Raw genomic sequence first — 25,802 nt, 5'->3', positions numbered from 1 at the left:
CTTACGCTGCGGCTTTGGAGGCGTGCAGGCTTTCCTGATAACGGGCGACGAAACCGGCGCTCTGCTCTTCCAGGATCTGGATCAGGCGGCGGCTCTGGGTCTGTACCAGGGTATAGAGGAACAGCATGGGCACGGCGACGACCAGACCTTGCATTGTGGTGACCAGCGCCTCTGAAATACCCCCCGCCATCAGCTTGGGATCGCCGGTACCGAACAGGGTGATGGCCTGGAAGGTGGCAATCATGCCGACCACTGTACCCAGCAGGCCCAGCAGCGGCGCCACCGAGGCGATCAGCTTGATGATGCCGACCCCTTTCTCGAGCTTGGGCACGTTGCGCAGTATGATTTCATCCAGTTTGGATTCCAGATCCTCTATGTTGTCACCGCGGTGGGTCTCATAGGCCGTCAGCATGTCAGCCAGCGGGTTGCCCTTGATCACCTTGTCGGACTTGAGCTGCTTGCGCATGGCGCCGCCGATCAGGGAGAGACGAGCACCGCAGAACAGGGCGAGCAGCACGCCGATGGCACCCAGCGCCAGGATCACATAGCCTACTGCGCCACCCTGATCGATACGCTCGCCCAGTGTCGGTGATTGCACCAGCAGAGAGAGGATCACACCCCGTGACGGGTCAATATAGATGGGTTTTAGGCCATCGCCGCCCTGTTCAAAGTCAGCGATCGGTGAGGTGATCTTGCTGTCAGGTTGACGGGAGAGCTGCTCGAACTTGCCGGTTTCCGGCACAAAGTTCAGGTACTTGCCTTCCAGAACTGTGTTGAACTCACCGATCTGGGTGACTGTCTTGTCTGCCTGGTTGCCTTCGCCATACACAACCGTTGCCGGTATATGGCTCACCTTGCCACCATCGACCATGCGGCTGAGGGTCGCGGTCCAGAAGGCTTCCAGCTCTTCGCTGGAGGGCAACTCCTTGCTCTCTGCCAATTTGGTCAGCAGTTCGGATTGCTCCGGATGCAGGATCCGCATGGGCGATGCATGGAAAATGCCCTTGAACTCACCGGCAAACTGGCGCACTACCCCGAACATCTCACCCATGTTGCCAGAACGCTGGCGCAGGGTGTCGGTCAGTTCGGTCAGCTGCTTGTCATTGGCATCGAAGGTGGCCTTGAGCTGCTCGCCCTTGGCGGTTTCGGCGGCGAGCTCGGCCTTGGCCTTGGCCAGCAACGCAGTCTGCTGGTTCTTGTCGGCCAGGAAGCGGGCTTCCCGTTCCTTGTTGAGCTGGGATTCGCTCAGGCTGGAGGCCTTGACCTGGTTCAGCAGGGCGTTCAGGTCCACCGGTTTCTCGGCGGCAGTCACCGGCAGGGTGAACAGGGTAGCTCCCGCAATCAGGGAGGCAATGGCGAGTTTGATTCCTTTCATGATGCTTTCTCCGCAGTTTGTACCGGCAGCTTGATCAGCGCGGGCGGTGCCTGCTTCTTGGCGATACGCAAGCCCTGTTCGACTGCACTGCGATACTCTTGTGGCAAGGCTTCCCACTGGCGGGTCTGCTTGTTCCAGACTCCTGTTTCCATGCCGTCCGGGGACTGGTAGAGCAGGGCGATGCGGCCCACCCGCAGGAATTCGTAGGTTTTCTCGCCGCCATCCTTGTCCAGACTGGCCTTGTAGGCCTCTATGGTGCGGCTGAAGCCCTCCTCGATCTGGTAGGCCTCCAGGATCTTGCGGTACTTCTCGGAGATGGTGACATCGGCCCGGTTCATCAGGTCGGTCAGGGCCGCCACGCGGTCCTCCCGTTCGACCTTCTGGAACGGCAGATCCAGCGATACAAACTGCTCGAGGGAGTCGATCATCTTGAGCATCAAGGGCACCACTTCGGTGCTGGTCTGATCGATCTGGGCAATCTGGCGCTGCATCGAGGCCAGCTCGCTGGCCTGGGAATCGACCATCTTGCCCACTTGTTCGTTGTAAGCGCGCAGGCTGTCCGCCTGGCGCAAGGCTGCCTTGTACTGAGCCAGGGCAGACTCGGCAGATTCGGCGTAGGTGTCGATCTTCTGCTGGGAAACTTTGGATGCATTGTCGGTGGCGGCTTGAGCGTCCACTGCCTGACCGGCAGAGGCGGCACTCAGATTGAAGCTGGTCAGCAAGGCAGCGGATACCAGGCTGCCGAGGAGCGCTTTCTTCATTTTAATAGTCCTTGTCTTCATAGGATTACCCTATCTCCGTAACTTCCTTGGACGTTGGGCAAAGCCGGCCCGACCGGGCCGGCTTGAGTCGTATATCAACGGGGTTGATCAGAACTTCTGGGTGTAGTCGAGGTAGTAGATGCGACCATCGATGCTGTACACGTCTTCGTCATAGGTGAAACCATCGCTTTCCAGTGACGGGGCCGCGTTGAACATGTTCTTCACGCCAACCTGGATCTTGCCATCCCAGGGGGCTTCCACGCCGACGTTCAGGTTCCAGGTAGTCTGGGACGCAATGTGACCCACTTCAGCACCGGTATCGGCGATGTAGTCCTGGCTCTGGGAGTCGATGTAGCTGGCACTCAGGTAGGTATCCATGTTCCACCACTGGGGCACATTGACACCGACACCCGTGTTGAAGCGCAGCTGTGGCTTGCCGTTTTGCCCGATCTTGTCGATGACAGGGCCACCGGAATACAGACCTTCCTTGTACTCCAGGATATAGGTACCACCGAAGTCATAACGCACTGTCGCCATGTTCAGGTCGTACTTGTAGTCCGCCTTGAAGTCCAGGCCGCTGGTGTTCAGCTCGCCCAGGTTGACCATGGGAGCCGTGCCCTGTTTGATTTTGCCCTGGCTGTTACGCACTATGTTGCTGGAGCTGCCGTTGTTCAGCTCGTCATAGATGATGGACTGAAGTGAGTTCAGCTGGATCAGATCGGTGATCTTGATGGTGTAGTAGTCCAGCGACAGATTCAGATCATCCAGCGGGCTGTAGGCCACACCGAAGTTCCAGGTGTCGGCAGTCTCTTCTTTCAGATTCTCATTGGCAGTACGGATGGTTGTGTATTGCTGGTTCGGGCATGCTGCAGCCGAGATACCGTTTGCTGCGCAATAGACATAATCCTTGGCCCAGTCGGCAGACTCGGAGTCTGCAGAGTAGAGGTCGCTCAGGCTGGGAGCACGGAACGACCGGGACCAGGAGGTACGCAGCATCAGGTTGTCCAGCGGCTGGTAGCGCAGGCTGGCCTTGGGCGAGAAGGCGCTGCCAAAGTCACTGTACTTGTCATAACGACCGGCGACGTTAAGCTCAACCTCGTCCGTGATGGGGACCAGTGACTCGATATAGGCAGCGGTCACATCCCTTACTCCACCGGAGGAGTTGCCCGCTGAACCTATGACGTTGCCAGCTTCTGACTGGGCATCGTACTTGTCGACGTAGACCCAGTCATTGTACTCGGCCCCAGCGTACCAGCTGACAGGCCCGGCCGGCAGTTCGCCCATGTCCCACTGGACACCGGCATACCACTGGTAGAAGTCCATGGTGGAGCGGCGGCTGGTGTCGGCGGCCATGGAGGCAGTGGTGGAGGCATCAAACTCGCCGCCGACGAACTTGCCATCTTCGACCGCCTTCTGGGCGGCGGACTTCAGTACATAACCGGTGCCATTCTCCTTGTTGTCGGTCTTGGAGTACATGTAACCGGCGTTCCACTGCATGTCACCGACGCTTTCGGTGGCTAGGGTGCCTTCAAAACCCAGGTTCATGCTGCCAGTGGTGTCTGTAACCAGATTGTCACGGGTACCGACGTTGCTGAAGCGATAGTAGGCATAGGCCGCCTCGCCCAGACCCTGAGTGGCTGCGGCATCCAGGCCGTTGTCGGTAAAGAACTGGGCGTTTTTCGGGTTGGCAGGATCTATGGTAAAAACCCCTGCCGCGGGTGCAAAGCGACCGAAACTCTCGACCCGGGAGCCGATGATCTGGGGCACGAAGTCGACGTTGTCGTTGATATGATAACGACCATTCAAATAGAGAGTGTCACGGCTGCGGGAGGCAGTAGTGGCAGCAACCTGACCGTAGTTGAAGTTGCAACCGCCTCCAAAATTGGTGAAGGGCTCCTTGCAGGTGCCGTTTGCATTGGTTGCACCCGCCAGCGGGCCATATTTCCAGATGGGGTCGCCATTGCCATCCAGGCCAGTAATCCCTTCCACGTTGCGTCCATAGGCGCTGGGAGAGTCGTTGCCCTGCTTGGAGAGATAGTCGCGATCACGGCTGTAAATGACGTCTTTTTTGTCGTGCTCATAGACCGCCATCAGGGAGCCTTTTTCACCGGCGACACCGGCGACGATGGAGCCACTCTTCTCATCCCCCCCTTCTTCAGTCGGGCTGCCGATGCGGCCCTGGAAGGTCAAGCCCTCATACCCTTCCTTGAGCACCACGTTGATGACACCGCCGATGGCATCGGAACCATAGATGGCTGAGCCGCCATCCAGGTTCACTTCCACCCGTTCAACCGCCGCCATGGGGATGGTATTGAGGTTGATGGCTGTGCCACCCATGGTGGGAGAGCCCGCTACCCGCTTGCCATTCAACAGGATCAGGGTGCGCTCCGAACCAAGGCCGCGCAGGCCTACGCTGGCCTGGGATTGGAAAGAGCTGCCGGAGGAGGGGGATACACCACCGAAGGAGTTGTAGGAGGCTTGTTTCAGGTAGTCAGCCACTGTCTGCTGACCAGATTGCTCAATCTGGGCTTTGCTGACGGAGACAACAGGGGTGGCACCTTCCACATCGACGCGGGAGATACGTGAGCCGGTCACCTTGATTTTTTGCAGCTTTTCGACGTTTTGGCCTTCTTCGGCCAAGACAGGGGTGGTCATAACTGCCGCGCTCGCCAAGGCAAACGCTACGGCAGCAGAGAGTCTGCTTTTCCTAAGCATCGCTTATATCCTTCCTGGTTGTTTTTTGTTTGCTTCCATACCGCCCTCGTTGGAGCGATGCGTAAGGCTTATCAATCTTTGGCTGGTGACGTCAATGGAGCAGGGGAAAAGCAGAGAGCTGAGTGCAAGCTGAGTGCAATAAGAGGAGTGTGTTATTTGTGTGGCGCTTTCTCAGTGAATAATTCTATGAATAACAGTCAAAGCAATGTGAAAATTTTGTTAAATGCCTTTTGTGTCGCCTAACTAAAAAGTGATGAACTTATTATTAATGCTGATGTCTCTTTGTATCTTGTTTTGTGAAAATGAGAAAAAAAAGGAGGAAACACTGTTTTAGTGGCGATAGATACCATTGGTAGTTACCCGTAGAACAATATAGAGGTGTTGTGTTGATATCGTTTTCAGTTCGGTGGGCTGGAAGATAAAGCCATTTAAATTCATGTGGTTGGATTTTCTTTAATAGCAGTTAAACAACTGTTTATTGTTTTTAAAATTTAATTGATAGCCAGCGTTTTGTTTTGATTTTTCTTTTTTAAATAAAAAACGTCATTTTCTTGCGGCTTTTACACCAAGTGGCCATTTCCATCGTTTTTACCCTTTCTTGTACTTGATTTTTGTTGCAGAGCTTTTACAGTGACCGAGCGGATTGTCTGCCAATAAACAGACTATCCAGTGAGTAATGCCAGGAAGGACAGGCAGGTCATCGGAATTGACTAGCCACACAAGAACAACAAGGACGAGGTTTCACCATGCTGTCGTATTTCTTACGTCGGATGCTTTTGATCATCCCGACGTTTCTCGGTATCACCCTGCTCGTCTTCTCCATCACCCGTTTCGTGCCGGGCGGCCCGGTCGAACGCATGCTGTTGCAGGCTCAGGTCTCACAGAATGAGACCGGGCGATCCAGTGGCAGCAAGGGGGCTCAGGCGCTCTCCGATGAACAGATCGAGGAGTTGAAGGCATTTTACGGGCTGGACAAGCCCATGCTGGTCGCTTATTGGGAGTGGCTGCAGAAGCTGGCTGTGCTGGATCTGGGGGAGTCGACCCGCTACTACGAGCCAGTATGGGATCTGATAAAGGACAAGCTTCCCGTGACGGCCTTTTTCGGGTTGGCGACCTTTCTGCTCAGCTATGCGGTATCAATACCGCTCGGGGTTGCCAAAGCCCTCAGGCATAACAGCCGCTTTGACTCTTTAAGCTCAATGCTCATCTACATGGCCTATGCGCTGCCCGCCTACGTGGTGGGGATCTTCCTCATCACAGTGTTCGCCTTCCATCTGGAGTGGCTGCCCATGGGCGGTTTTCCGGGGGACGACTTTGAATCCATGGAGAGCAGCTGGGATCAGGTCAGCACCGTCTTTGCCCATGCCCTGCTGCCGCTCATCGCCTACGCCATCGGGGATTTCGCCATCCTGACCATGACCATGAAAAACAGCCTGATGGAGAATCTGTCGGCGGATTATGTGCGTACCGCCGTGGCCAAGGGGTTGCCGTTTCGCAAGGCGGTCACCGACCACGCCATGCGCAACAGCCTGATCCCGATTGCCAGCCATCTTGGCAGCGTGCTGACTGTTTTCTTCGGCGGCTCCTTCCTCATCGAGACCATCTTTAACATCGACGGCATAGGCCTGCTTGGCTACGAGGCGATCGTCGAGCGTGATTACCCCACCGTCATGGGCATTCTGGCCATCACCTCCATGTTGATGCTGGTGGGCAATATCGTTTCCGATATCTGTGTCGCTTTTGTTGACCCCCGCGTGCGGTTTGGAGAATGAACATGAACCAGAACTCTCTTGTCATGCCGATGCTGATATCACGCCATGTCGTTTCCGATATCTGTGTGGCCCTTGTTGACCCCCGCGTGCGGTTTGGAGAGTGAACATGAACCAGAACTCTCTTGTCATGCCAATGCTGATATCACGCCATGTCGTTTCCGATATCTGTGTCGCTTTTGTTGACCCCCGCGTGCGGTTTGGAGAATAACCATGAATCTCAACCCGGTTACGCTGAAAAAACTCAAGCGCTTCAAGTCGATCAAGCGCGGTTTCTACTCATTTGTCATTTTCACTGCCCTGGTGGTGCTCTCCCTGCTGGCGGAGCTGCTGGTCAACAGCCGGGCGCTGATGGTGAGCTATCAGGGTCAGCTCCATTTTCCCACTTACGGTGATGTGATCCCGGGCCAGCACTTCGGGCTCGATTACGAGTACGAGACCAATTACCGCCAGCTCAAGGCCAAGTTCGCAGCACAAGGCAAAGGCGACTGGGTACTGCTGCCGCTGGTGCCCTGGAACCCTTATGAACAGGACTTCAAGGAGGATGCCTATCCCCCTTACGCGCCCAGTGTGGCGGAGCACCACTTCCTCGGCACCGACACCAGCGGTCGCGACGTGCTGGCGCGGCTGGTGTACGGTTTTCGCATCGCCATCGGCTTTGCCTTTATCGCCCTGGCGGCCAGTTACGCCATAGGGGTGACCATAGGCTGCATGATGGGGTTCCTCGGCGGGCGCTTTGATCTCATCCTGCAACGCTTCATCGAGATCTGGTCCCAGGTGCCGTTTCTCTACGTCATCATGATACTGGTGTCGCTGGCCAAGCCCAACTTCGGCCTCTTTGTCGGCATCAACGTGCTGTTCGGCTGGATGGGGATCACCTGGTACATGCGCACCCTCACCTACAAGGAACGGGCGCGAGACTATGTGATGGCGGCGCGGGCGCAAGGGGCCACCACCAAACGCATCATCTTCAACCACATACTGCCCAATACCCTGATGATGATCGTCACCCTGGCGCCGTTTGCCGTGGTGGGCAACATCTCCACCCTGACGGCGCTGGACTATCTGGGCTTTGGTCTGGCGCCGCCGACCCCGAGCTGGGGGGAATTGCTCTCCCAGGGCATCAACAATCTGGATGCCATCTGGATTGTCAGCTCAGTGGTGGCGGCGGTGAGTCTGGTGCTGATCATGGTCTCCTTTATCGGCGAGGCGATCCGCGAGGCGTTTGACCCGCGCAAATTTACCCGTTATCAGTGAGGAAGCGGCGCCACACCGCGTTGGTATACGCTGGCTACAAACAGTAATTAATGAAGGGCGGGCTGCCACCACAGGTGGTCCCGGGAGCAAGGGATAAACCCGTTATCAATCAAGACCCCCAGTGCAGGGGCTAGACTTGGAAGTCAAACATGAACAATAAAATCAAATGGATAGGTGCTCTTTTTCTACTGGTAAACGGATCCTGGGTCTGGGCCGCCAATCTGCCCGCGGATCTCAAATGGGAGACCAACGATACTGACCCGACATTCGCGTCTCCCAAGGCGTTGCCTGGTGGTGATATCACCATGTTTGTCGACAGCTTTCCCCTGACGTTTCGCACCGTGGGGCCGGACTCCAATGGTTCGTTCCGCTCCTATATTCTGGATAACCAGCTGCGACTCATCAGTTTTCACCCCAACACCGGCAACCCCATACCATCGTTGGCGACCCATTGGGCCATAGCACCGGACAGCCAGACCGTCTATTTCAAGCTGGATCCCCGGGCCAAGTGGTCCGATGGCAAGCCGGTCACTGCCGATGATTACACCTTCGGCTACGAGATGATGCGCTCCAAACACATCAAGGGGCCCTGGTTCAACAACTACTACACCACGGAAGTGGTGGCGGTAGACAAGATTGATGCCCACACCATTCTGGTCAAGGCGGGCAGCCGCAAGGCCAAGCTGGACCTGCTCAACACTACCGAGCTGTGGCCCCAGCCCAAACATTATTACAAGCTCGATCCCAACTGGGTGAAAAAGTACAACTGGGCGGTGGTCCCGACCACGGGTCCCTATGTGATGAGCGAGGTCAAGAAGGGCAAGTCCATCACCTTCAGCAAGCAGCAAGACTGGTGGGCCAAAGACGATCGTTACAACCAGCACAGATTCAATATCGACACCATCAAGGTGCAGGTGATCCGGGATCACAACATAGCGTTTCGCCACTTCCTGAAGGGGGAGCTCGATACTTTCGAGATGATCCTGCCCAACTGGTGGCATGAAAAAGCGGTCACGCCGGAATACAAGAAAGGGTATGTGCAGAAGGTGATGGCCATGACCGACACCAAGCAGGGGGGGCAGGGGGTACACCTCAATGTCAGTAACCCCAAACTGTCGGACGTGAATGTGCGCCTTGGCATTCAGCATGCCATGAACCTCGACAAGATGATCGAGACGGTACTGCGTGGCGACTATGACAGGGCGACCACTTTCGGCTCGGGTTTCGGTGACTTTACCGACATGTCACTGCCAAGCCGGGCTTATGACATCACCAAGGCACGGGAGTACTTCGCCAAGGGCGGCTATGGCAAGCAGGGGCCGGACGGCATCTTGCAAAACGACAAGGGCGAGCGGCTGACCCTGGCGCTCACTTACACCACCCAGGAGCACTCCAAGCGACTGACTGTGCTCAAAGAGGAAGCCAAGAAGGCGGGCCTGGATCTGGAGCTCAATCTGGTGGATGGCGCCACCGGCTTCAAGGTGATGCTGGAGAAGAAACACGAGGCAGCCTGGCTCGGTTGGGGCGGCGGCGGTCTCTATCCCCAGTATTGGGAATCCTTCCATTCGGCCAACGCCAACAAGCCCCAGACCAACAACTTGTTCAACGTGGCTGACAAGGAGCTCGACACTCTGATCGACGCTTACAACATAGAGTTCGACATGGCCAAACGGGCCAAGCTCTCACAACAAATCCAGCAGCGTATCTATGATCTCGCCATCTTCGTGCCCGGGGTGCAGCTCAACTATGTGCGGGCCAGCAGCTGGCGCCATGTGATGCTGCCCGAGGTGCCTGCCACCAGAAATACCCCGGATCTGCTCTACTGGCCCATGGATGGCTACCCCCACAGCAGCGGCGGCCTGCTCTGGCTCGATCCCAAGGTGAAGGAAGAGACCCAACAAGCCAAGGAGGCAGGAGAGGCGCTGGCGCCCATCAACCTGCTCGACAAGACCTATGCACATCATTGATGCCATTGAGAAGGGAGCGGCTGTTATGCCAACCATACAGGCTCCCATCCTCGACGTCCGAGATAATGGGGTGAAGTTCACCGTTGATAACGGCCAGAGCAGCGCCTCTATTCTCGAGGTACGTGATCTTGAGGTGGAGTTCGCCGTCGACGACGGCAAGATAAAAGTACTCGACGGGGTCAGCTTCTCTGTGGCCCCGGGCCAGACCCTGGGGATAGTTGGCGAGTCCGGTTGCGGCAAGAGCGTCACCTCCCTCGCCATCATGGGGCTCTTGCCCAAGCCCCATGGTCAGGTGGTGGCGGGTTCCATCCGTTTTCAGGGAGAGGAGTTGCTCACCCTGGCGCCGGATCAGATGTACAAGGTTCGCGGCAACCGTATTTCGATGATCTTCCAAGAGCCGATGACGGCGCTCAACCCGGTGCAGACGGTCGGTGATCAGCTGATGGAGGTGTTTCGCCTTCACAGGCCAGAGTACAGCAAGGTCCAGCGCAAGGAGGCGGCTATCGCCATGCTGCAGAAGGTGGGCATACCTGAGCCAACCCAGCGCTTTGCCGTCTACCCTCACAATCTGTCGGGTGGCATGCGCCAGCGGGTAATGATTGCCATGGCGCTCTCTTGCGAGCCGGACCTGCTCATCTGTGACGAGCCCACCACGGCGCTGGATGTGACCATCCAGGCCCAGATCCTGGAGCTGATGAAAGAGCTGCAGGCCCAGACGGGCATGGCCATCATCTTCATCACTCACGACCTTGGTGTGGTGGCCGAGCTCTGTGACGAGGTGGTGGTGATGTATGCCGGCCGGGCGGTGGAGCAGGCGGATGTCTTTGAGCTGTTTGACAGTCCGCGCCATCCCTATACTCATGGTCTGATGAGCTCGATCCCTCGGCTGGAAGATGTGCCCAAGAGCCTGCTAAAGACCATCAAGGGTCAGGTGCCCGCCCTGCACGAGATGCCGGCCGGGTGTCGTTTTTCCAATCGCTGCCCCCATGCCACCGAGCTCTGTGTGATCGCCATTCCGGCGACCGAACAGCTCAATCCCCATCACGGGGTTGCTTGTCACCATTGGAAGGAGCTGGCCGTATGAACACGCTTTTATCCGTGCGGGATTTGAAACAGCACTTCCGGCTGGGCGGTGGCTTTTTGCGAAAGCACTACACCGTTTATGCGGTGGATGGCATCAGTTTCGATCTGAAACAGGGGGAGACGCTTGGGCTGGTAGGGGAGTCAGGTTGTGGCAAGTCCACCCTGGGGCGTTCCCTGCTCAAGCTGTTCGAGCCGACTGCCGGCACCATCAGTTTCGAGGGGCGGGATATCACCCAGCTCTCGCCCAGAGAGATGCGTTTCCTGCGCCAGGAGATGCAGATGGTGTTTCAGGATCCTGCAGAATCCCTCAATAGCCGCCATACGGTTGGCCAGATCCTGGAAGAGCCCTTCATCATCCACAGCAAGGGCGACAGCCAGCAGCGGCGAGAGTGGGTATTGGCGCTGCTGGACAAGGTCGGTTTGCCGAAAAGTGCGGTGGATCGCTACCCGCACGAGTTCTCCGGCGGCCAGCGTCAGCGCATCGGCATCGCCCGCGCCATCGCCCTCAAGCCCAAGCTGCTGGTGTGCGACGAGGCCGTATCGGCCCTCGATGTGTCGGTGCAGTCCCAAATCGTCAACCTGCTGCTCAACCTGCAGCGGGAGATGAACCTCGCCATCATCTTCATCGCTCACGACCTGTCGGTGGTGAAGCACATCTCGGATCGCATTGCCGTCATGTATTTAGGAAGGATTGTCGAGCTGGCGGATGCGCAAACCCTCTACCTGTCCCCTCGCCATCCCTATACCCAGGCGCTGATCTCGGCCATTCCGGTACCGGATCCGCGCCGTCGCAACCAGCGCATCCTGCTGACCGGCGATGTACCTTCTCCCATATCGCCGCCCAGCGGTTGCCACTTTCATCAACGTTGCCCCCATGCCACGGATCTGTGCCGCAATACGGCACCGAGCCTGCAGATTTGTGATGGGGATGCCCATGAGGTAGCTTGCCACACCCCCTTGCCGGTGGCTGAGGTGGTGCCGTTGGGAAAGGCGGTGTGATGTCGCTGCTGGCGTCACAGCCAGAGGGCAGGGAAGAGAAGCAATAAAAAAATGGGGCCTGTGGGCCCCATCTTCATGGTTGGAGTTCAGGTTTGGCCGTGGAACATCTGGCCAAGGCAGGACAGCGGCCCCGACATGGGGTGGCTGTTGTACGGATTATAATGTGTGTAATTTTACTACTTTTAATGTACTTCCCTGATGCATCAGGCACCGTAACGGAAGTAATACTCACGGGTTGACGGGGCGTAGGTGTCTTTCTCTACGGCGCCTTTTTTGCTGGTTGCACCCTTAAGGTGGAACAATACTGCCAGGTTCTCAAACATATATTCACCTCATCGCTCTGTTATCTAATTGTTGTTTGTGACCTGAGTCACAATTTGATCCTATGGCCTTATGTGATATGGATCAACTTTTTGAGTGGTAAAGTTACATAAATCATGGAAAAGGTTTTCAAACCCAGTTCTGTTCATGGAGACGGTTTCAGAGACATGCATCGCAGGATGGCGGTATTGGGATGCTCAAACAGATGAAGGGCGGGTGGATCAAAGAAGGGGGCCTGCAGATGCGCCGATCCGACTCTTCGGGAGTGTGCTGGCACGGCTCTGCAGGTGACGGTTGCAAAAAAATACCCCGCACTGGGCGGGGCATAAATCATAGTGCTAGCGGACTAGCCTATTCTGCGAAAGATCAGAGGCCGACTCCCGCTGATGAGCTTGCAGGTTTACTTGGCCGGGATCTGTTCCAGCACATGGACCAGCAGCTGCCAGAAGCGCTCGACGGCCGGGATATGTACCTTCTCGTCCGGTGAGTGGGCGCCACGAATGGTCGGGCCGAAGGAGACCATGTCCCAGTCCGGGTAGGCACTCTTGAACAGGCCGCACTCCAGGCCAGCGTGGATCACCATGACGTTGGGCATCTCGCCGAACAGGGTCTGGTAGCTGTTGCGTACCAGTGCCATGACGGGGGAGTCCACATCTGGCGCCCAGCCAGGATAAGCACCAGTAAATTCACAGCTGGCACCGGCCAGATTGAACAGGGAGCGAGTCATCTGTTCGACGCTCTCGCGACCGGAGTCGATGAGGGAGCGGATCAGGCACTGCACATAGACTTCACCTTCGAGCGTCTTGATGACGCCGAGGTTGGTGGAGGTCTCGGTGACGCCCGGGATGGCATCGCTCATGCGGATAACGCCGTTCGGGCAGGCCATCAGGGCGTCCAGCAGACGGGCCTGCAGGGTCTCGCTCATCAGTCTGGCCGGCTTGTCCTGAGCCGTGAGCAGCACTGTCAGGTTGGCTTCGGTGGCGGTCAGTTCGCTTTGGTAGATACCGGCGTAGCGATCGACCAGGGCCTTGAATTCATTGACGTGAGCAGTGGGCACCAGCAGCTTGGCACGGGCTTCACGCGGGATGGCGTTGCGCAGGGTGCCGCCGTGGATCTCGGCCAGACGCACCCCCAGTGGCTCGGCAGCCTTGAGCAGGCGTACCAGCAGCTTGTTGGCGTTGCCACGACCGCGGTGGATGTCAACGCCGGAGTGACCGCCACGCAGCCCCTTCACCTGCAGTTCAAACCCTTCACTTTCGGTAGTGGCTACCAGCTCCAGCGGGAAGCGAATATTGGCATCCACGCCACCGGCGCAGCCCATGTAGACCTCGCCATCCTCTTCCGAGTCGGTGTTGAGCAGAATTTCGCCTTCCAGCCAGCCTGCTTCCAGTCCGAATGCCCCCGTCATGCCGGTCTCTTCGTCCGTGGTCAGCAGCACTTCCAGCGGACCATGCTTGAGGCTCTTGTCGGCCAGCACGGCTAGGCAGCCTGCCATGCCCATGCCGTTGTCGGCACCGAGGGTGGTACCGCGGGCCGTCACCCAGTCACCATCTATATAGGCATCGATGGGATCTTGGGTAAAATCATGCTGGGTGTCGGCGTTGGCCTGGGGCACCATGTCGATATGGGCCTGCAGCACCACACCCTTGCGGTTTTCCATCCCGGGGGTGGCCGGTTTCTTGATGATGATGTTGCCCACGGCATCTTGCTTGACTGCCAGACCTTCCTCTTGGGCCCACTGCATTATCCAGGCGCTTAAGCGGGCTTCGTGCTTGGAAGGGTGGGGAATGGAGCAGATCTGCTCGAAGAAATGCCAAATCAGTTTGGGAGAGAGAGAACTAAGCTGTGCCACGTCGGGACTCCTTACCAGCAAGGAAAATGATTGGGCCCCATCAACGGGCCGGGGAAGAGGATAACGATAATACAGTCAATCACACAAAAATGTGAGCGAACAGCGCAAATTGCGGGCGGCTTGTGCTGGCAATCTGGCGCTTCACAGCGTGCAGCCGATGTGTGAGTGACCAGACCCAGCACAAAAGAAATTATGTGACGCATATCACAAAAACATTGTGTTTATGGCGCCGGCTGGTAAATTAGTGACCGTGGTTCGCCACCCGTCAGGATGACGAGGAGTGCCTCCAGGGAACCGAAGCAAAGCAAGTGCGCCTCCATGGAACCGAGTATCTGTTCAAGGATTTGAGCCCGCATTAAAGGTACGTAACTTGTTAAGCAATCAGGAGTTTTACTATGTCCGGCAGCAATTCAACCTATTGGTTTGCCCAATCACTTTATACCCAGGGTTATAGCTACCCGAATCCCTTCGCTTACCGCTAAGCCAGGGGCGCCCCACAGGGGCAACACGCAAGATGCAGCAGCAGGTGAGCGAGGAATCTATCCTCCCCCTGCTATTTTTTTATCTGCAATTGGCGCCAGCGTCTGGTTATGCAGCTCGTGTGGCAGGCCAAAGCCGGATGGCGCGAGCGGGATGATGCAGTTTTTTTCCTGCATTTCGCATACGTTTGCCAGTCAATTTATCCGCAAACGGTGCTATCATTCCGGCCCAACAGCCTGTCTGGGGTCTTTCCTCCAAACGACATGGCCGCCAGCTATGCCCATCCCGCTTTCATTGAATCCGTTTTTGCTGCCGAGGTTCCAGCCCTGAGGCAGCCAACGTGCAAGCCGAATTCGGGAGACAGAGGCGCCAGCATTAACTCAGCCGCGCGTGAACGCGAGGCGATTATTTTTTAAGTAATTGTTTTATATAACTCTTCGAGATCGATAACATGCCGAAAAAATTCTACGTCTCATGGGATAACCTGCAACGTGAAGCGCGCCGTCTGGCCCGTCGTCAACTGCCTGTCAGCCAGTGGAAAGGGATCATAGCGGTTAGCCGTGGTGGTCTGGTGCCCGCCGCGCTGATGGCTCGCGAACTTGGCATCCGTAATGTCGAAACCCTGTGCATCTCCAGCTATGACCACAACAACCAGCGTGATCTGGTGGTGGTGAAGGCTGCCACCACCGCAGGTGATGGTGAAGGCTGGCTGGTGGTGGACGATCTGGTGGATACCGGTGGCACTGCCAAGGCAATCCGCGATCTTTATCCCAAAGCCAAGTTCATCACCATCTTCGCCAAGCCGATGGGTGAGCCGCTGGTGGATGATTTCGAGGTCGCCATTCCGCAAGACACCTGGATTGAGCAGCCATGGGATATGGCGCTGGAATTCGCCCATCCAATCTGCGACGAAGAGTAATCACCATACAGGGCTCCCATCCGGAGCCCTGTTTTTTTGTGGTGTAACTGGCTGCCTGGCGTGAAAAGTGGTTAAGATGGGACCACTGCCTGACAGTATGAGTAATTGATTTGGACTTGAATGATGACCTTAACCTGACCGAAAAGCTTTTCACCCGGGTAAAGAAGGTGCTGGAGACGTCTGAAATCTCCAACAGCAGCCCGGTGGAAGAGCAAGATGCCAATCTGGACGAAACCTTTATCGACGGTTCCATGTCGTCACACTGGTATCGTCTGCTGCGCCGACCCACCTGGGCCTGGCAGGGGGCGGATCCGGTCGAAGTGGAACAGATCCTGGCCTGCATCGCCATGGGAAAGGGTGAGCGCACCCACGAGCGTTACCTGGATACCATCAAGGGATATGTGCCCGGAAACTGGATCTACGAGTGGAGTCTGCTGGCTGGCAGTTACTTCAAGCAGGGGCGGGCACTCGCGGAGCAAGGTGACTCGGCGGCAGCTCTCAAAGATCTGCTCAAGGCGGTACGTTACTACTCCATCGCCAGCTATCCCCATTTCAAGAATGACGAGCTGGCCGATCAGGCTCAGCTGCTCTGCAACATGGCTTACCGCGAGGCGGGCCGTCTGTTCAAGGTCCCCCTCAAAGAGATACAGGTGCCATTTCGTGGCAAGAGCATTCAGGGCTATCTGCATCTGCCGACCATCGACAAACCCGTGCCCCTGGTCATCGTCAGCGGTGGCATAGACTCCTTGCAGGTCGATTTCCTCAGCCTTTACCTCAAGTATCTGGAACCCAACGGCATCGGCATGTTGTCGCTGGATATGCCGGGCATCGGCTATGCCGAACACTGGCCGCTGGTGCAGGACACCAGTCGCCTGCATCAGGCAGTGTTGAACCATCTTTCCGAGGTTGCCTGGGTCGATCATCAGCGCATTGCCATGGTAGGCTTTCGTCTGGCGGGCAATGTGGCGGCACGGCTGGCCTTCATCGAACCGTTCAAACTCAGAACCGTCGTCTGCATCGGTGCCGGCGTCAATCAGGTGTTCACCAATCAGGAGATGTTTGCCCGCTGCCCGCGCATGATGCGCGACGGACTGGCGAACCGCCTTGGGGCCGATGCGGCTCAGTGGGACTTGCTGCGCACCAAGTGCCAGGTATTTTCACTCAAGACGCAAGGATTACTGGGGACTCGCACTTCCGTGCCGATATTAAGTATCGGACACAAGAAGGATTTTATTTGCCCCGAGCAAGATGTACGGGCGCTGGCAGCCGCCAGCCACAATGGCAAGGCGGTGGTGTTCGACAAACAACCCTTGCTGGAGGTGTACGACGAGGCGTTGAAAGAGATGATCGACTGGCTTAAAAAACACCTATGTACATGATTTAGCGCTAAAAACATAACGTCACCCAGGTGATGTGGCTTGTTCAACAGGGAGGTTAACATGTCAGAAAGAGTGACTTACAAGCGACTGCTGAGGCAGTTTGCCGCTATCGGCCCCTATTTACGTGAGGACCTGTGTGAAGAGGGCCGTTACCGTTTCGACTGTCTTTCCGTCTGTGTCAGTGCCAAGCCGGCACCGGACAAGCGGGAGTTCTGGGGCTGGTGGCTGGTGCTGGAACAGCAGGATCGCAGCTTCAGTTATCACTATCAGGTCGGTTTCTACAATGCAGAAGGGGAGTGGATCAACAAGCCGCTGCCCAAGAAGCACCAGGCAGAAGTCGAGCGAACCCTCAACCGCTTCTACAAGCTCATCAGTGACAAGCTCACCTTGCTGGAGTGCCAGCTTTCCCCTGCCGAGCAGGTGACCAACGAGCTGGCGGTCACCGCCGCCTGATGATCTTGTGCCCTGCGAGTTGTCCATTCACTCGCAGGGCCATCTTTCCACCCTGCTTTCCTCCACTCACACTCTCTCCTGAGTCTTGGCTTATTTCGTTGCAAGGCAAGCCTGCCTGGCTCCTTCCTTTATCCGAACACAGCTCGCGGGCTTTCGCGGGCTTAATTGCCTTGCAGGGCAACAGGGCCGTGGGTATAAAGGGATTCCTAATTTTTCAGCCTTCTTGCTCCCATGGAAAACAGAACCATAGTCGTCAAACTGGGCACCAGCGTGCTCACAGGGGGATCTTCCCAGCTTAACCGTGCCCACATGGTGGAGCTGGTCAGACAGTGTGCCGCCTTGCATCGTCACGGCCATAGAGTCGTGGTGGTCACCTCGGGGGCCATTGCCGCCGGGCGTGAACATCTGGGCCACCCACCGCTGGCGCCCACCCTGCCCAACAAGCAGATGCTGGCGGCGGTAGGCCAGACCCAGCTCATCCGGGTATGGCAGGACTTGTTCAACCTCTATGGGCTGCATATCGGTCAGATGTTGCTGACCCGTGCCGATCTGGAGGACAGGGAACGCTACCTCAACGCTCGCGATACGCTGCGTACCCTGCTCGATCATCGCATCATTCCCGTCATCAACGAGAACGACGCCGTGGCAACCGCCGAGATCAAGGTGGGGGACAACGATAACCTCTCGGCTCGTGCCGCCATCCTGGCTGATGCCGATCTGCTGATCCTGCTGACCGATCAGACAGGCTTGTTTACCGCCGATCCGCGCAGCAACCCTGATGCACAATTAATAGAAGAGGTGCAGACCATAGACGATACCCTGCGCAAGTTGGCGGGTGGCAGTGTCGGCGGGCTCGGCACTGGCGGCATGGCAACCAAGCTGCAGGCGGCCGATGTGGCGCGCCGTGCCGGGGTCAAGGTGGTGATCGCCACCGGCCAGATGCCCGAAGTGATCGGTCGTCTCGCCAGAGGTGAGCGTATCGGTACTTTGTTCCCGGCGCTCGCTTCCCCGCTGGAGGGACGCAAGAGCTGGATTTTGGCCGGCCCGCCCCCGCACGGTGAAGTCCAGGTCGATCAAGGCGCTGTTGCCGCCATGCAGGACAAAGGCTCCAGCCTGCTGCCCAAGGGCATAGTCTCCGTGAAGGGCGACTTCGTCCGTGGCGACGTGGTGCGCATTCTCGATCCCAAAGGCGTCGAGCTGGCGCGGGGCATCTGTCGCTATGATCACGTCGAGCTCAACAAGCTGCGCGGCGTGCATTCGGACAGCATCGAGCAGGTATTGGGTTACGGCTATGGGGCCGTGGCCATTCACAGAGATGATATGGTACTGCTCTAAGGCCGTTCGATAGAACGGGATAAATGGTCCATTCGCAGAGACGATATGGTACTGCTCCAGGGTGGTACCCAGAGTCGAGAGACAAAGGGATTAGGTTATGAGTCTGGAAAAAATGGGGCAGGCGGCCCGTGAAGCCGCCTATCAGCTGGCGACCATCAGTACGGCGCAGAAAAACCGGGCGCTGGCTGCCATTGCCGACGAGCTGGAAGCACGCAGCAGCCAGATCCTGGCTGCCAACGAGAAAGATATTGCGGCGGGCCGCGAGGCAGGCCTCACCGAGGCCATGCTGGATCGCTTGCTGCTCAACCCGGCACGCCTTGCCGGGATAGTGGCCGATGTGCGCAAGGTGATCACCCTGGATGATCCGGTCGGTGCCGAGATAGATTGCCGGGTGCTGGAAAACGGCCTGCGCCTCTCCCGCCGTCGGGTGCCCATCGGCGTCATCGGCGTCATTTACGAGGCGCGCCCCAATGTGACCATAGATATCGCCAGTCTCTGCCTCAAGACAGGCAATGCCAGCATACTGCGTGGCGGTCGCGAGACCTTCCACTCCAATCTGGAACTGGTGCGGGTGATCCAGGCCGCGCTGGCTGCGTCCGGCTTGCCTGCCGAAGCGGTACAGTACATCGACAATCCGGATCGGGCGCTGGTGGGCGAGCTGCTGCGTCTCGATCGCTATGTGGACATGATCATCCCCCGTGGCGGCGCCGGGTTGCACAAGATGTGCAAGGAGAACAGCTCCATCCCCGTTATCATCGGTGGTTTTGGCATCAGCCATGTCTTCGTGGACGAGAGTGCCGATCCGGTGCGCTCATTGGCGGTCATCGAAAATGCCAAGGTGCAGCGCCCCTCGGCCTGCAATGCCCTCGATACCCTGCTGGTGCATGAGAAAATTGCGGCGAGCTTCTTGCCGCAGCTGGTCCACCTGATGAACGAGCGCCAGGTGACCCTGGTGGCCGATCCCAACGCCATGTTACTGCTGGCTGGTGCCGACAACCTGTGCGAAGCAGGCCCGGAAGACTTCGATACCGAGTGGCTGGGGTTGACCCTGGGGATCAAGCTGGTGGCGGACGTGAACGAGGCGCTGGCCCATATGCGCGAGCACAATGCCGGTCACTCCGATGCCATCCTCACCAATGATCTCGCCAATGCGGAGCGTTTCGTGAACGGCGCCGGTTCGGCTGCTGTCTACGTCAACGCCTCCACCCGTTTCACCGATGGTGGCCAGTTTGGCCTGGGTGCCGAGGTGGCGGTGTCGACCCAGATGCTGCATGCCCGCGGCCCCATGGGGTTGACCGAGCTGACCAGCTACAAATGGGTAGGATTGGCGGACTATCTGATCCGCGCCTGATAGCACAGCCAGAACGCACTGCATGATGCCGACCATGGTCGGCATTTTTGTGCTTTTTTCTTGCGCCCCATCAGGGGCTTGCATATAACTATCCAGCAGGCTGTGGCGATATTTTGCACACTGCGCTACCAACAAAAACGGGAGCAGATTCAAGGATGAAGCAAACAGATTGGATAAAGCGATTTGGTACGCTCTGGTTGAGCTTGCCGCTCCTGTTCGGAGCGATCTGTTTCAGTGCCAGCAGCCATGCCAGTTGGGATCAGGATCTCTATCGTCAGCTTGGGTTGGCAGGCAAGCTCGACAAGCAGGTGTTTCGCAAGGCCATCGACAGTTACCAGAGCGTGCGCCACAAGCGCAAACCCATCCTCACCATCATCGATTACACCAAGCCCTCGACCCAGCGCCGACTGTTCGTGATCGACGTGAAACGCCACAAGTTGCTCTACCACACCTGGGTCAGCCATGGTCGCAATTCAGGTGAGCTGGCCGCTCGCCAGTTTTCCAATCAGCTGAATTCCAGGCAGAGTTCCCTCGGTGTCTATCGCACCGCCGAGACCTATCAGGGAAAGCACGGCTATTCACTGCGTCTCGATGGCCTGAGTCCGGGCAAGAACTGCAATGCCCGCAAGCGGGCAATTGTGGTGCATGGGGCCAGCTATGCCAGCCCGCAGCATCTGCGCAAATATGACAAACTGGGTCGCAGTTGGGGCTGCCCTGCGCTGCCCAAGGAGCTGTCCAGAGCCATCATAGACACCATCAAGGGTGGCAGCGTCATCTACGCCCACGGTTGAGCGCGTTTCTGAAAGAGATAAGGCCAGCAGAGTGCTGGCCTTGGTTCGTTGATTGGCGATGGAAGGGTTAGCGGACAACCAGCACGGGGCAGGGGGCGTGGCGCACTACTGACTCGGCGACACTGCCCACCAGCAGGTGGCTGAGGCCGGAACGGCCATGGCTGCCCATGACCACGAGATCAACCTTGTCCTCTTTTGCCTGAATGACGATTTCGTCGGCGGCGCGGCCGAAGCGTACTTCGAAGCTGGCTGCAATGGGCAGGGTGGCAACCAGCTCTTTCAACTGGGTCTTGGCCTGGCGTTCCATTTCGTGGGTGATCTCGACAGCGGTCATGTGCAGGATTTTGTAGCTGTCGAAACCATGCAATTGATCCACCACATGGATCAGCTTGAGCTCGGCCTGATGGCTCTGGGCCATGAACACCGCATAGTCGAGCACTGACTGGGACATCTGGGAAAAATCGACGGGGCAGAGCAGGGTTTTGATGGATGGCATATGAAGGCTCCCCTATGGTTGGGTTACTAATGAATCTTATTGTCAATAATACCCATTCAGAGGGCAATAACCCTCGACTCGCTCGCAAAACAGGGAAAAAGAGGTGATTCGGTTCGAGATCCCCATATCATGTGGTATGGCTTTGGTGTACTCATCGCGCAGGCTGATCCGTCCGATGAGCGCATCGCCACCGAGGAAATGGTGAATCATGGTTCGTCTGCTGCTTTCGTTGCTGTTTCTCTTGTTCTGCTTGCCTGGCAGGGCCGACCCTTTGCATGTCTATTGCGATGACTGGCCCGGTTTCTGCCAGCCCGATGGGCGGGGCATCTATCTGGATATCGTCGGTGCCATCTATCAGCCCCATGGCTATGAGGTCGTCCCGCACATAGTGCCCTACAAGCGGGCGTTGGCGGTGGTGGCGCAGAAGAGGGGCGACATGGCGATGGGGGTCTATCGGGACGAGGTCAACGGCGTACGCCAGCCGGACTATCCCGCCTCTGCCGACGATCTGACTGTGCTCATGCTCAAGAAGTGGCAACCCCAGTGGCTGGGTGAAAACAGTCTGAAAGGGCAGGGGGTGCTGTGGCTGAGGGGCTGGGCCTTCGACAAGTACATCCCGGTCTCCATGCGCTGGTACGAGATTGACAGCCACGACATGGCGTTGCAACTGCTGGCCAAGGAGCGTTACCGCTACTACCTGACCGCCGGTGTGCTCTATTCAGCCGACGCCATTCCCGCCAACATGAATCGAACCTTCCTGCGCTGGATCCCGACCTACCCCATCTTTGCCGATACCGAGCGGGGGGCCCGCCTGCAGCAACTCTGGGATCAGGGCATGGTGCGCCTGATCCGCAGCGGCACCCTGGCCGAGATCTATCGACGTTATCAACTCCATGATTACTATCGCGGTTTTATCAAGGAGCTGGAGCAGCGGGTGCAGAAGTAACCCTGTTATGGCTGAGGTGCGTCTTGCCCGGCCCTCAGGCGCTTGGCCAGCCGGTCATAGAGGATCACATTGACCGAGGCGGCCAGGTTCATGCAGCCCTGGGTCGGGACATAGATCACCTCCTTCACCGCCGCGAAGCGGGCGGGATCCAGGGTGCCATCCTCGGGACCGAAGATGTAGAAGGCTCGTTCAGGGTGGACATAATCCGGCAACGATGTGGCCCCCTCGATCAGATCCACCAGCACAGGGGTGCAGCCGGTCGGCACAAAGTCCAGCAGCGCCTCGACCCCGAGCAGGGGAATCTTGTCCACCATCTGCTTGGTATCGGTAGCAAAACGGCGTGCCAGCTCGAAGCGGTTGCCCGTGTAGTAGACCTCGTCCGCCCCGTAGCAACCGGCGGCACGCATCACGGCCCCCACGTTCTCCGGTGACTTGGGATTGACCAGTCCGATGCAGCAATACGGGGATGCTTCTTCTGTTGGTGACTGTGGATTGGTTTGTCCCTCACAGCCGTAATCCGACTCTTTCATCTCTCTCTCCTCTGTGGCGGCCGCATTATACCCCTGGCTCGTACTTTGCCCATGGAATGCGTGCCAATGCTTGCAGGAGGGCTTCTGCATCTTGCCTGGCGGGGCCCAACAAGGGGGCAGCTGCACCGTCCCGGCGCAACCTTGCCTGGGTGGTCGCAGTGGCACTGGGGCTGACATCTTGGCGCAGGGTTTGCAGTTATCTGTCATGACAAGATGATTTCGGCTTATCTGGACAAAGGCGTCCGTCCCCATCAGGGGCGGACGCCTTTTTTGTGGGCCACGGCAAGGAGGCGACCCGCGACTGGACGGGCTGCCTGGCGACAAGGAGCGAGGGAATGAACACCACCTGTGCCTATTGTGGAGTAGGGTGCGGCATCCGGCTGAGCCGGGAGGGCGCGAGCTGGCAGCTGAAGGGGGATGAACAGCATCCGGCCAACGCGGGGGCCCTCTGCGTCAAGGGGGCCAGTCTGCTGGAGAGTCTGGATTTTCCCGACCGCCTGCTCTATCCGCGCTGGCAGGGGCAGCGCATCGGCTGGGACCAGGCGCTCGATACCCTGGCCAGTCGTTTTACCGCCATATTGGCCGAATCCGGGCCTGCGGCCATCGGCATCTACCTCTCGGGGCAGCTCACTACCGAGGATTACTACGTCGCCAACAAATTGATGAAGGGCTATCTGGGCAGTGCCAACGTGGATACCAACTCCCGGCTCTGCATGTCATCGGCGGTGGTGGCTCATCAGCGCGCCTTCGGCGAGGATCTGGTGCCCGCCTGCTACGAGGATCTGGAGCTCGCGGATCTGGTGGTGATCACGGGGGCCAACACCGCCTGGACCCACCCTGTGCTGTTTCGCCGCCTGCAACAGGCTCGGGCGCGGCGGCCCGAGCTCAAGCTGGTGGTGCTGGATCCCCGTCGCACCATGACGGCGGAGCAGGGGGATCTGCATCTGGCCCTCAAGCCCGGCAGTGATGTGGCGCTGTGGAATGGCCTCTGCCGCTATCTGCTCGATCACGATGGCTGGGACAAGGATTACGTGGCGCGCCATGTGAGCGGCTTTGCCGAGCTGGCTGCGGCACTGGACGACCCAGCCTGGCAGCTGGAGGCGGTAGCCCGAAGTTGCGATCTGGCGCCAGGGGATCTGCTCGGCTTCTACCAGCTGTTTGCCCGCACCCCCAGGACAGTCACCCTCTTTTGTCAGGGGATCAACCAGTCCAATCAGGGGGTGGACAAGGTCAATGCCATCATCAACGCCCACTTGCTGTGCGGGCGCATCGGCAAGCCGGGGGCTGCCCCCTTCTCCATGACGGGGCAACCGAATGCCATGGGCGGGCGTGAGGTGGGCGGGCTGGCAACCCAGCTGGCGGCCCACATGGGCTTTGGCGAGGTCGAGCGCGCCCGGGTGCAGCGCTTCTGGCAGAGCCCGACCATGGTGAGTGGGCCGGGTCACAAGGCAGTGGCCTTGTTCGAGGCGGTGGCGCGAGGGGAGATACGCGCGCTCTGGGTGCTCGGCACCAACCCGGCTGTCTCCCTGCCCGATGGCAACCGGGTGCGTGACGCATTGGCCCGCTGCGAGCTGCTGGTGGTCTCCGAGGTGACGGCGGACACGGACACGGCACGGCTGGCCCACCTGCTGCTGCCCGCCGCCGCCTGGGGGGAGAAAAGCGGCACAGTCACCAACTCCGAGCGCACCATCAGCCGCCAGCGCGCCTTCCTGCCTCTGCCGGGGGAGGCCAGGCCCGACTGGTGGGCGCTGACCCAACTGGCCCGCCGGCTCGGCTTTGGCGAGGGCTTTGCCTATGAGGATGAGCACGACATCTTCAGCGAACACGCAGCCCTGTCGGGGTTTGAGAACGAGGGGACCCGCCAGTTCGACATCTCGGGGCTGGCCCGCCTCAGTCGGGCCGAGTTCGAGGTGCTGGAGCCCCTGAGCTGGCCGGTCAACGCCGCCTGGCCCAGTGGCCGCGCCCGCCTGTTCGAGGATGGGGTCTTCTCCACGCCGGATGGGCGGGCCCGTCTGCTGCCGCTGGCCCAGCACTTTCCCCCCGAACCTGTCGTCGTCGCTGCGCCGGCGGGGGCCATCCCCTCGCGGCTCCACTCGTTGTTGCTCGGCTCTTTGTTACTTAACACGGGCCGGCTGCGGGATCAGTGGCACACCATGACTCGCACCGGCCATGTGCCCCGCCTGCAGGAAGCCGAACCCTGGCCCAAGCTGCGGGTTGGCGCCGCCAGCCTGCTGGCGCTCGGGCTGGCCGAGGGGGATCTGGTGCGATTGAGCAATGATCTCGGTGAAGCGCGACTACTCGTCGGGGTGGACGAGGGGTTGAGGGAAGGGGACGCTTTCCTGCCCATGCACTGGACCGACAGCCAGTGCAGCCAGGGGGCGGTCAACCGCCTCATCGCCGCCGTGGTGGATCCCCTCTCGGGTCAGCCCATGTTCAAGCAGGGGCGGGTGATGGTCGAGCCGCAGCCGACCCGCTGGCAAGGGCTCTGGCTGGGTCAGCAGCCCTGGGGGGAGGCGGTGGACTGGTGGGCCAGGCGCCCCCTGCCCGAAGGCAACTGCACCCTGCTGGCCTCCTGGTCGGAGGGGCCGCAGGCGCTGTGGCAGCGGCTGGGAGCGGCGGGCCGCTGGCTGCGGCTGCCGCTCAAACAGGGCTGGCTTGCGGTTGCGCTGGCGCAGGATCGCATCGACGGCCTGCTGCTGGTGGGGGAGCGGCGCCCTGACATCAAGGTCGATCTGCTGGCCAGCCTGCTCGGTACGCCCTTGCAGGCGGGGGCCCTGAGCCAGACCCTGAGCGCGGCCCTGGCCGGAGATAGTCGACTGGTCTGCTCCTGTCTGCAGGTGTCGGAGCAGCGCATCGTCGACGCCATCACCCGGCAGGGGGTGAGCGAGCTGGCGGGGCTGCAGGCCTTGCTCGGCTGTGGCAGCAATTGCGGCACCTGTCTGCCAGAGATCGACAAGCTGTTGATCAAGCATGTTTATATAGCCTCCGTCTGAGGACGTGAGCGGCAACACAAGGAGTCTGTG

At 58.5% G+C, this 25,802-nt stretch carries 19 protein-coding genes; 13 read left to right on the top strand and 6 right to left on the bottom strand.

Annotated features, from left to right (window positions below; all coding sequences use genetic code 11):
* Nucleotide 1: 1 nt before the first annotated feature.
* From AACX78_RS18635 to AACX78_RS18625, 3 genes are all read right to left on the bottom strand, one after another.
* A complete protein-coding gene (locus tag AACX78_RS18635; protein WP_159167081.1) occupies nt 2-1,375 on the bottom strand; it encodes a MotA/TolQ/ExbB proton channel family protein in 1,374 nt (457 codons plus the stop codon).
* On the bottom strand, nt 1,372-2,136 hold the full coding sequence (locus tag AACX78_RS18630; protein ID WP_111588389.1) for a DUF3450 domain-containing protein: 765 nt from the start codon (nt 2,134-2,136) through the stop codon (nt 1,372-1,374). The genes AACX78_RS18635 and AACX78_RS18630 overlap by 4 nt, the downstream gene beginning before the upstream one ends.
* A 108-nt stretch (nt 2,137-2,244) precedes the next feature.
* Nucleotides 2,245-4,851, bottom strand: coding sequence for a TonB-dependent receptor plug domain-containing protein (locus AACX78_RS18625; RefSeq protein ID WP_159167080.1), 2,607 nt, complete (start codon nt 4,849-4,851; stop codon nt 2,245-2,247).
* Nucleotides 4,852-5,597: 746 nt separating this feature from the next.
* Between AACX78_RS18625 and AACX78_RS18620 the strand changes: the two genes are divergently transcribed.
* The 5 genes from AACX78_RS18620 to AACX78_RS18600 all read left to right on the top strand — a co-directional run bounded on the left by AACX78_RS18620 (nt 5,598) and on the right by AACX78_RS18600 (nt 11,926).
* Complete coding sequence (locus tag AACX78_RS18620) at nt 5,598-6,623, top strand: ABC transporter permease subunit (protein ID WP_081097883.1); 1,026 nt, start codon at nt 5,598-5,600, stop codon at nt 6,621-6,623.
* Between the two features lie 210 nt (nt 6,624-6,833).
* Complete coding sequence (locus AACX78_RS18615) at nt 6,834-7,877, top strand: ABC transporter permease (protein WP_159167079.1); 1,044 nt, start codon at nt 6,834-6,836, stop codon at nt 7,875-7,877.
* A gap of 149 nt (nt 7,878-8,026) precedes the next feature.
* Nucleotides 8,027-9,844 (top strand): extracellular solute-binding protein, encoded by a 1,818-nt coding sequence (locus AACX78_RS18610; RefSeq protein ID WP_059113177.1) that lies wholly within the window; start codon nt 8,027-8,029, stop codon nt 9,842-9,844.
* A gap of 25 nt (nt 9,845-9,869) precedes the next feature.
* Nucleotides 9,870-10,928, top strand: coding sequence for an ABC transporter ATP-binding protein (locus AACX78_RS18605; protein WP_159167078.1), 1,059 nt, complete (start codon nt 9,870-9,872; stop codon nt 10,926-10,928).
* The gene (locus AACX78_RS18600) at nt 10,925-11,926 is read left to right on the top strand and encodes an ABC transporter ATP-binding protein (protein ID WP_159167077.1); all 1,002 of its coding nucleotides are present in this window, start codon (nt 10,925-10,927) and stop codon (nt 11,924-11,926) included. The genes AACX78_RS18605 and AACX78_RS18600 overlap by 4 nt, the downstream gene beginning before the upstream one ends.
* A gap of 721 nt (nt 11,927-12,647) precedes the next feature.
* On the opposite strand, the gene AACX78_RS18595 is transcribed toward AACX78_RS18600, so the two are convergent.
* Entirely contained in the window at nt 12,648-14,099 is a 1,452-nt protein-coding gene (locus AACX78_RS18595; protein ID WP_159167076.1) for an aminoacyl-histidine dipeptidase, read from the bottom strand.
* A gap of 931 nt (nt 14,100-15,030) precedes the next feature.
* Between AACX78_RS18595 and gpt the strand changes: the two genes are divergently transcribed.
* The 6 genes from gpt to AACX78_RS18565 all read left to right on the top strand — a co-directional run bounded on the left by gpt (nt 15,031) and on the right by AACX78_RS18565 (nt 20,807).
* Entirely contained in the window at nt 15,031-15,498 is a 468-nt protein-coding gene (gene gpt / locus AACX78_RS18590; RefSeq protein ID WP_005317860.1) for a xanthine phosphoribosyltransferase, read from the top strand.
* 110 nt (nt 15,499-15,608) lie between these two features.
* Nucleotides 15,609-16,877 (top strand): esterase FrsA, encoded by a 1,269-nt coding sequence (gene frsA / locus AACX78_RS18585; protein ID WP_159167075.1) that lies wholly within the window; start codon nt 15,609-15,611, stop codon nt 16,875-16,877.
* Between the two features lie 60 nt (nt 16,878-16,937).
* On the top strand, nt 16,938-17,330 hold the full coding sequence (gene crl / locus AACX78_RS18580) for a sigma factor-binding protein Crl (protein WP_059111349.1): 393 nt from the start codon (nt 16,938-16,940) through the stop codon (nt 17,328-17,330).
* A 231-nt stretch (nt 17,331-17,561) separates the two neighbouring features.
* Nucleotides 17,562-18,665: a glutamate 5-kinase gene (gene proB / locus AACX78_RS18575; RefSeq protein WP_011898405.1), complete on the top strand. Its 1,104-nt coding sequence runs from the start codon at nt 17,562-17,564 to the stop codon at nt 18,663-18,665.
* Nucleotides 18,666-18,762: 97 nt separating this feature from the next.
* Nucleotides 18,763-20,016, top strand: coding sequence for a glutamate-5-semialdehyde dehydrogenase (locus AACX78_RS18570; RefSeq protein WP_159167074.1), 1,254 nt, complete (start codon nt 18,763-18,765; stop codon nt 20,014-20,016).
* 155 nt (nt 20,017-20,171) lie between these two features.
* Entirely contained in the window at nt 20,172-20,807 is a 636-nt protein-coding gene (locus tag AACX78_RS18565) for a murein L,D-transpeptidase catalytic domain family protein (RefSeq protein ID WP_159167073.1), read from the top strand.
* A 67-nt stretch (nt 20,808-20,874) separates the two neighbouring features.
* Here AACX78_RS18565 and AACX78_RS18560 read toward each other — a convergent pair whose 3' ends face one another.
* Entirely contained in the window at nt 20,875-21,303 is a 429-nt protein-coding gene (locus AACX78_RS18560) for a universal stress protein (RefSeq protein WP_111588397.1), read from the bottom strand.
* Nucleotides 21,304-21,511: 208 nt separating this feature from the next.
* On the opposite strand from AACX78_RS18560, the gene AACX78_RS18555 reads away from it, so the two are divergent.
* On the top strand, nt 21,512-22,249 hold the full coding sequence (locus AACX78_RS18555) for a substrate-binding periplasmic protein (protein ID WP_159167072.1): 738 nt from the start codon (nt 21,512-21,514) through the stop codon (nt 22,247-22,249).
* 5 nt (nt 22,250-22,254) lie between these two features.
* Here AACX78_RS18555 and AACX78_RS18550 read toward each other — a convergent pair whose 3' ends face one another.
* Nucleotides 22,255-22,779, bottom strand: a complete 525-nt coding sequence (locus tag AACX78_RS18550) for an RNA methyltransferase (RefSeq protein ID WP_125607103.1) — start codon at nt 22,777-22,779, stop codon at nt 22,255-22,257.
* Between the two features lie 335 nt (nt 22,780-23,114).
* On the opposite strand from AACX78_RS18550, the gene AACX78_RS18545 reads away from it, so the two are divergent.
* Entirely contained in the window at nt 23,115-25,772 is a 2,658-nt protein-coding gene (locus AACX78_RS18545; RefSeq protein WP_159167071.1) for a nitrate reductase, read from the top strand.
* Nucleotides 25,773-25,802: the final 30 nt, after the last annotated feature.

It is taken from the genome of Aeromonas sp. 9A, from assembly GCF_963900955.1.
GTDB lineage: Bacteria > Pseudomonadota > Gammaproteobacteria > Enterobacterales > Aeromonadaceae > Aeromonas > Aeromonas salmonicida.
The sequence above is the reverse complement of the archived record's forward strand: the minus strand, read 5'-3'. Positions and strand labels throughout refer to the sequence as shown.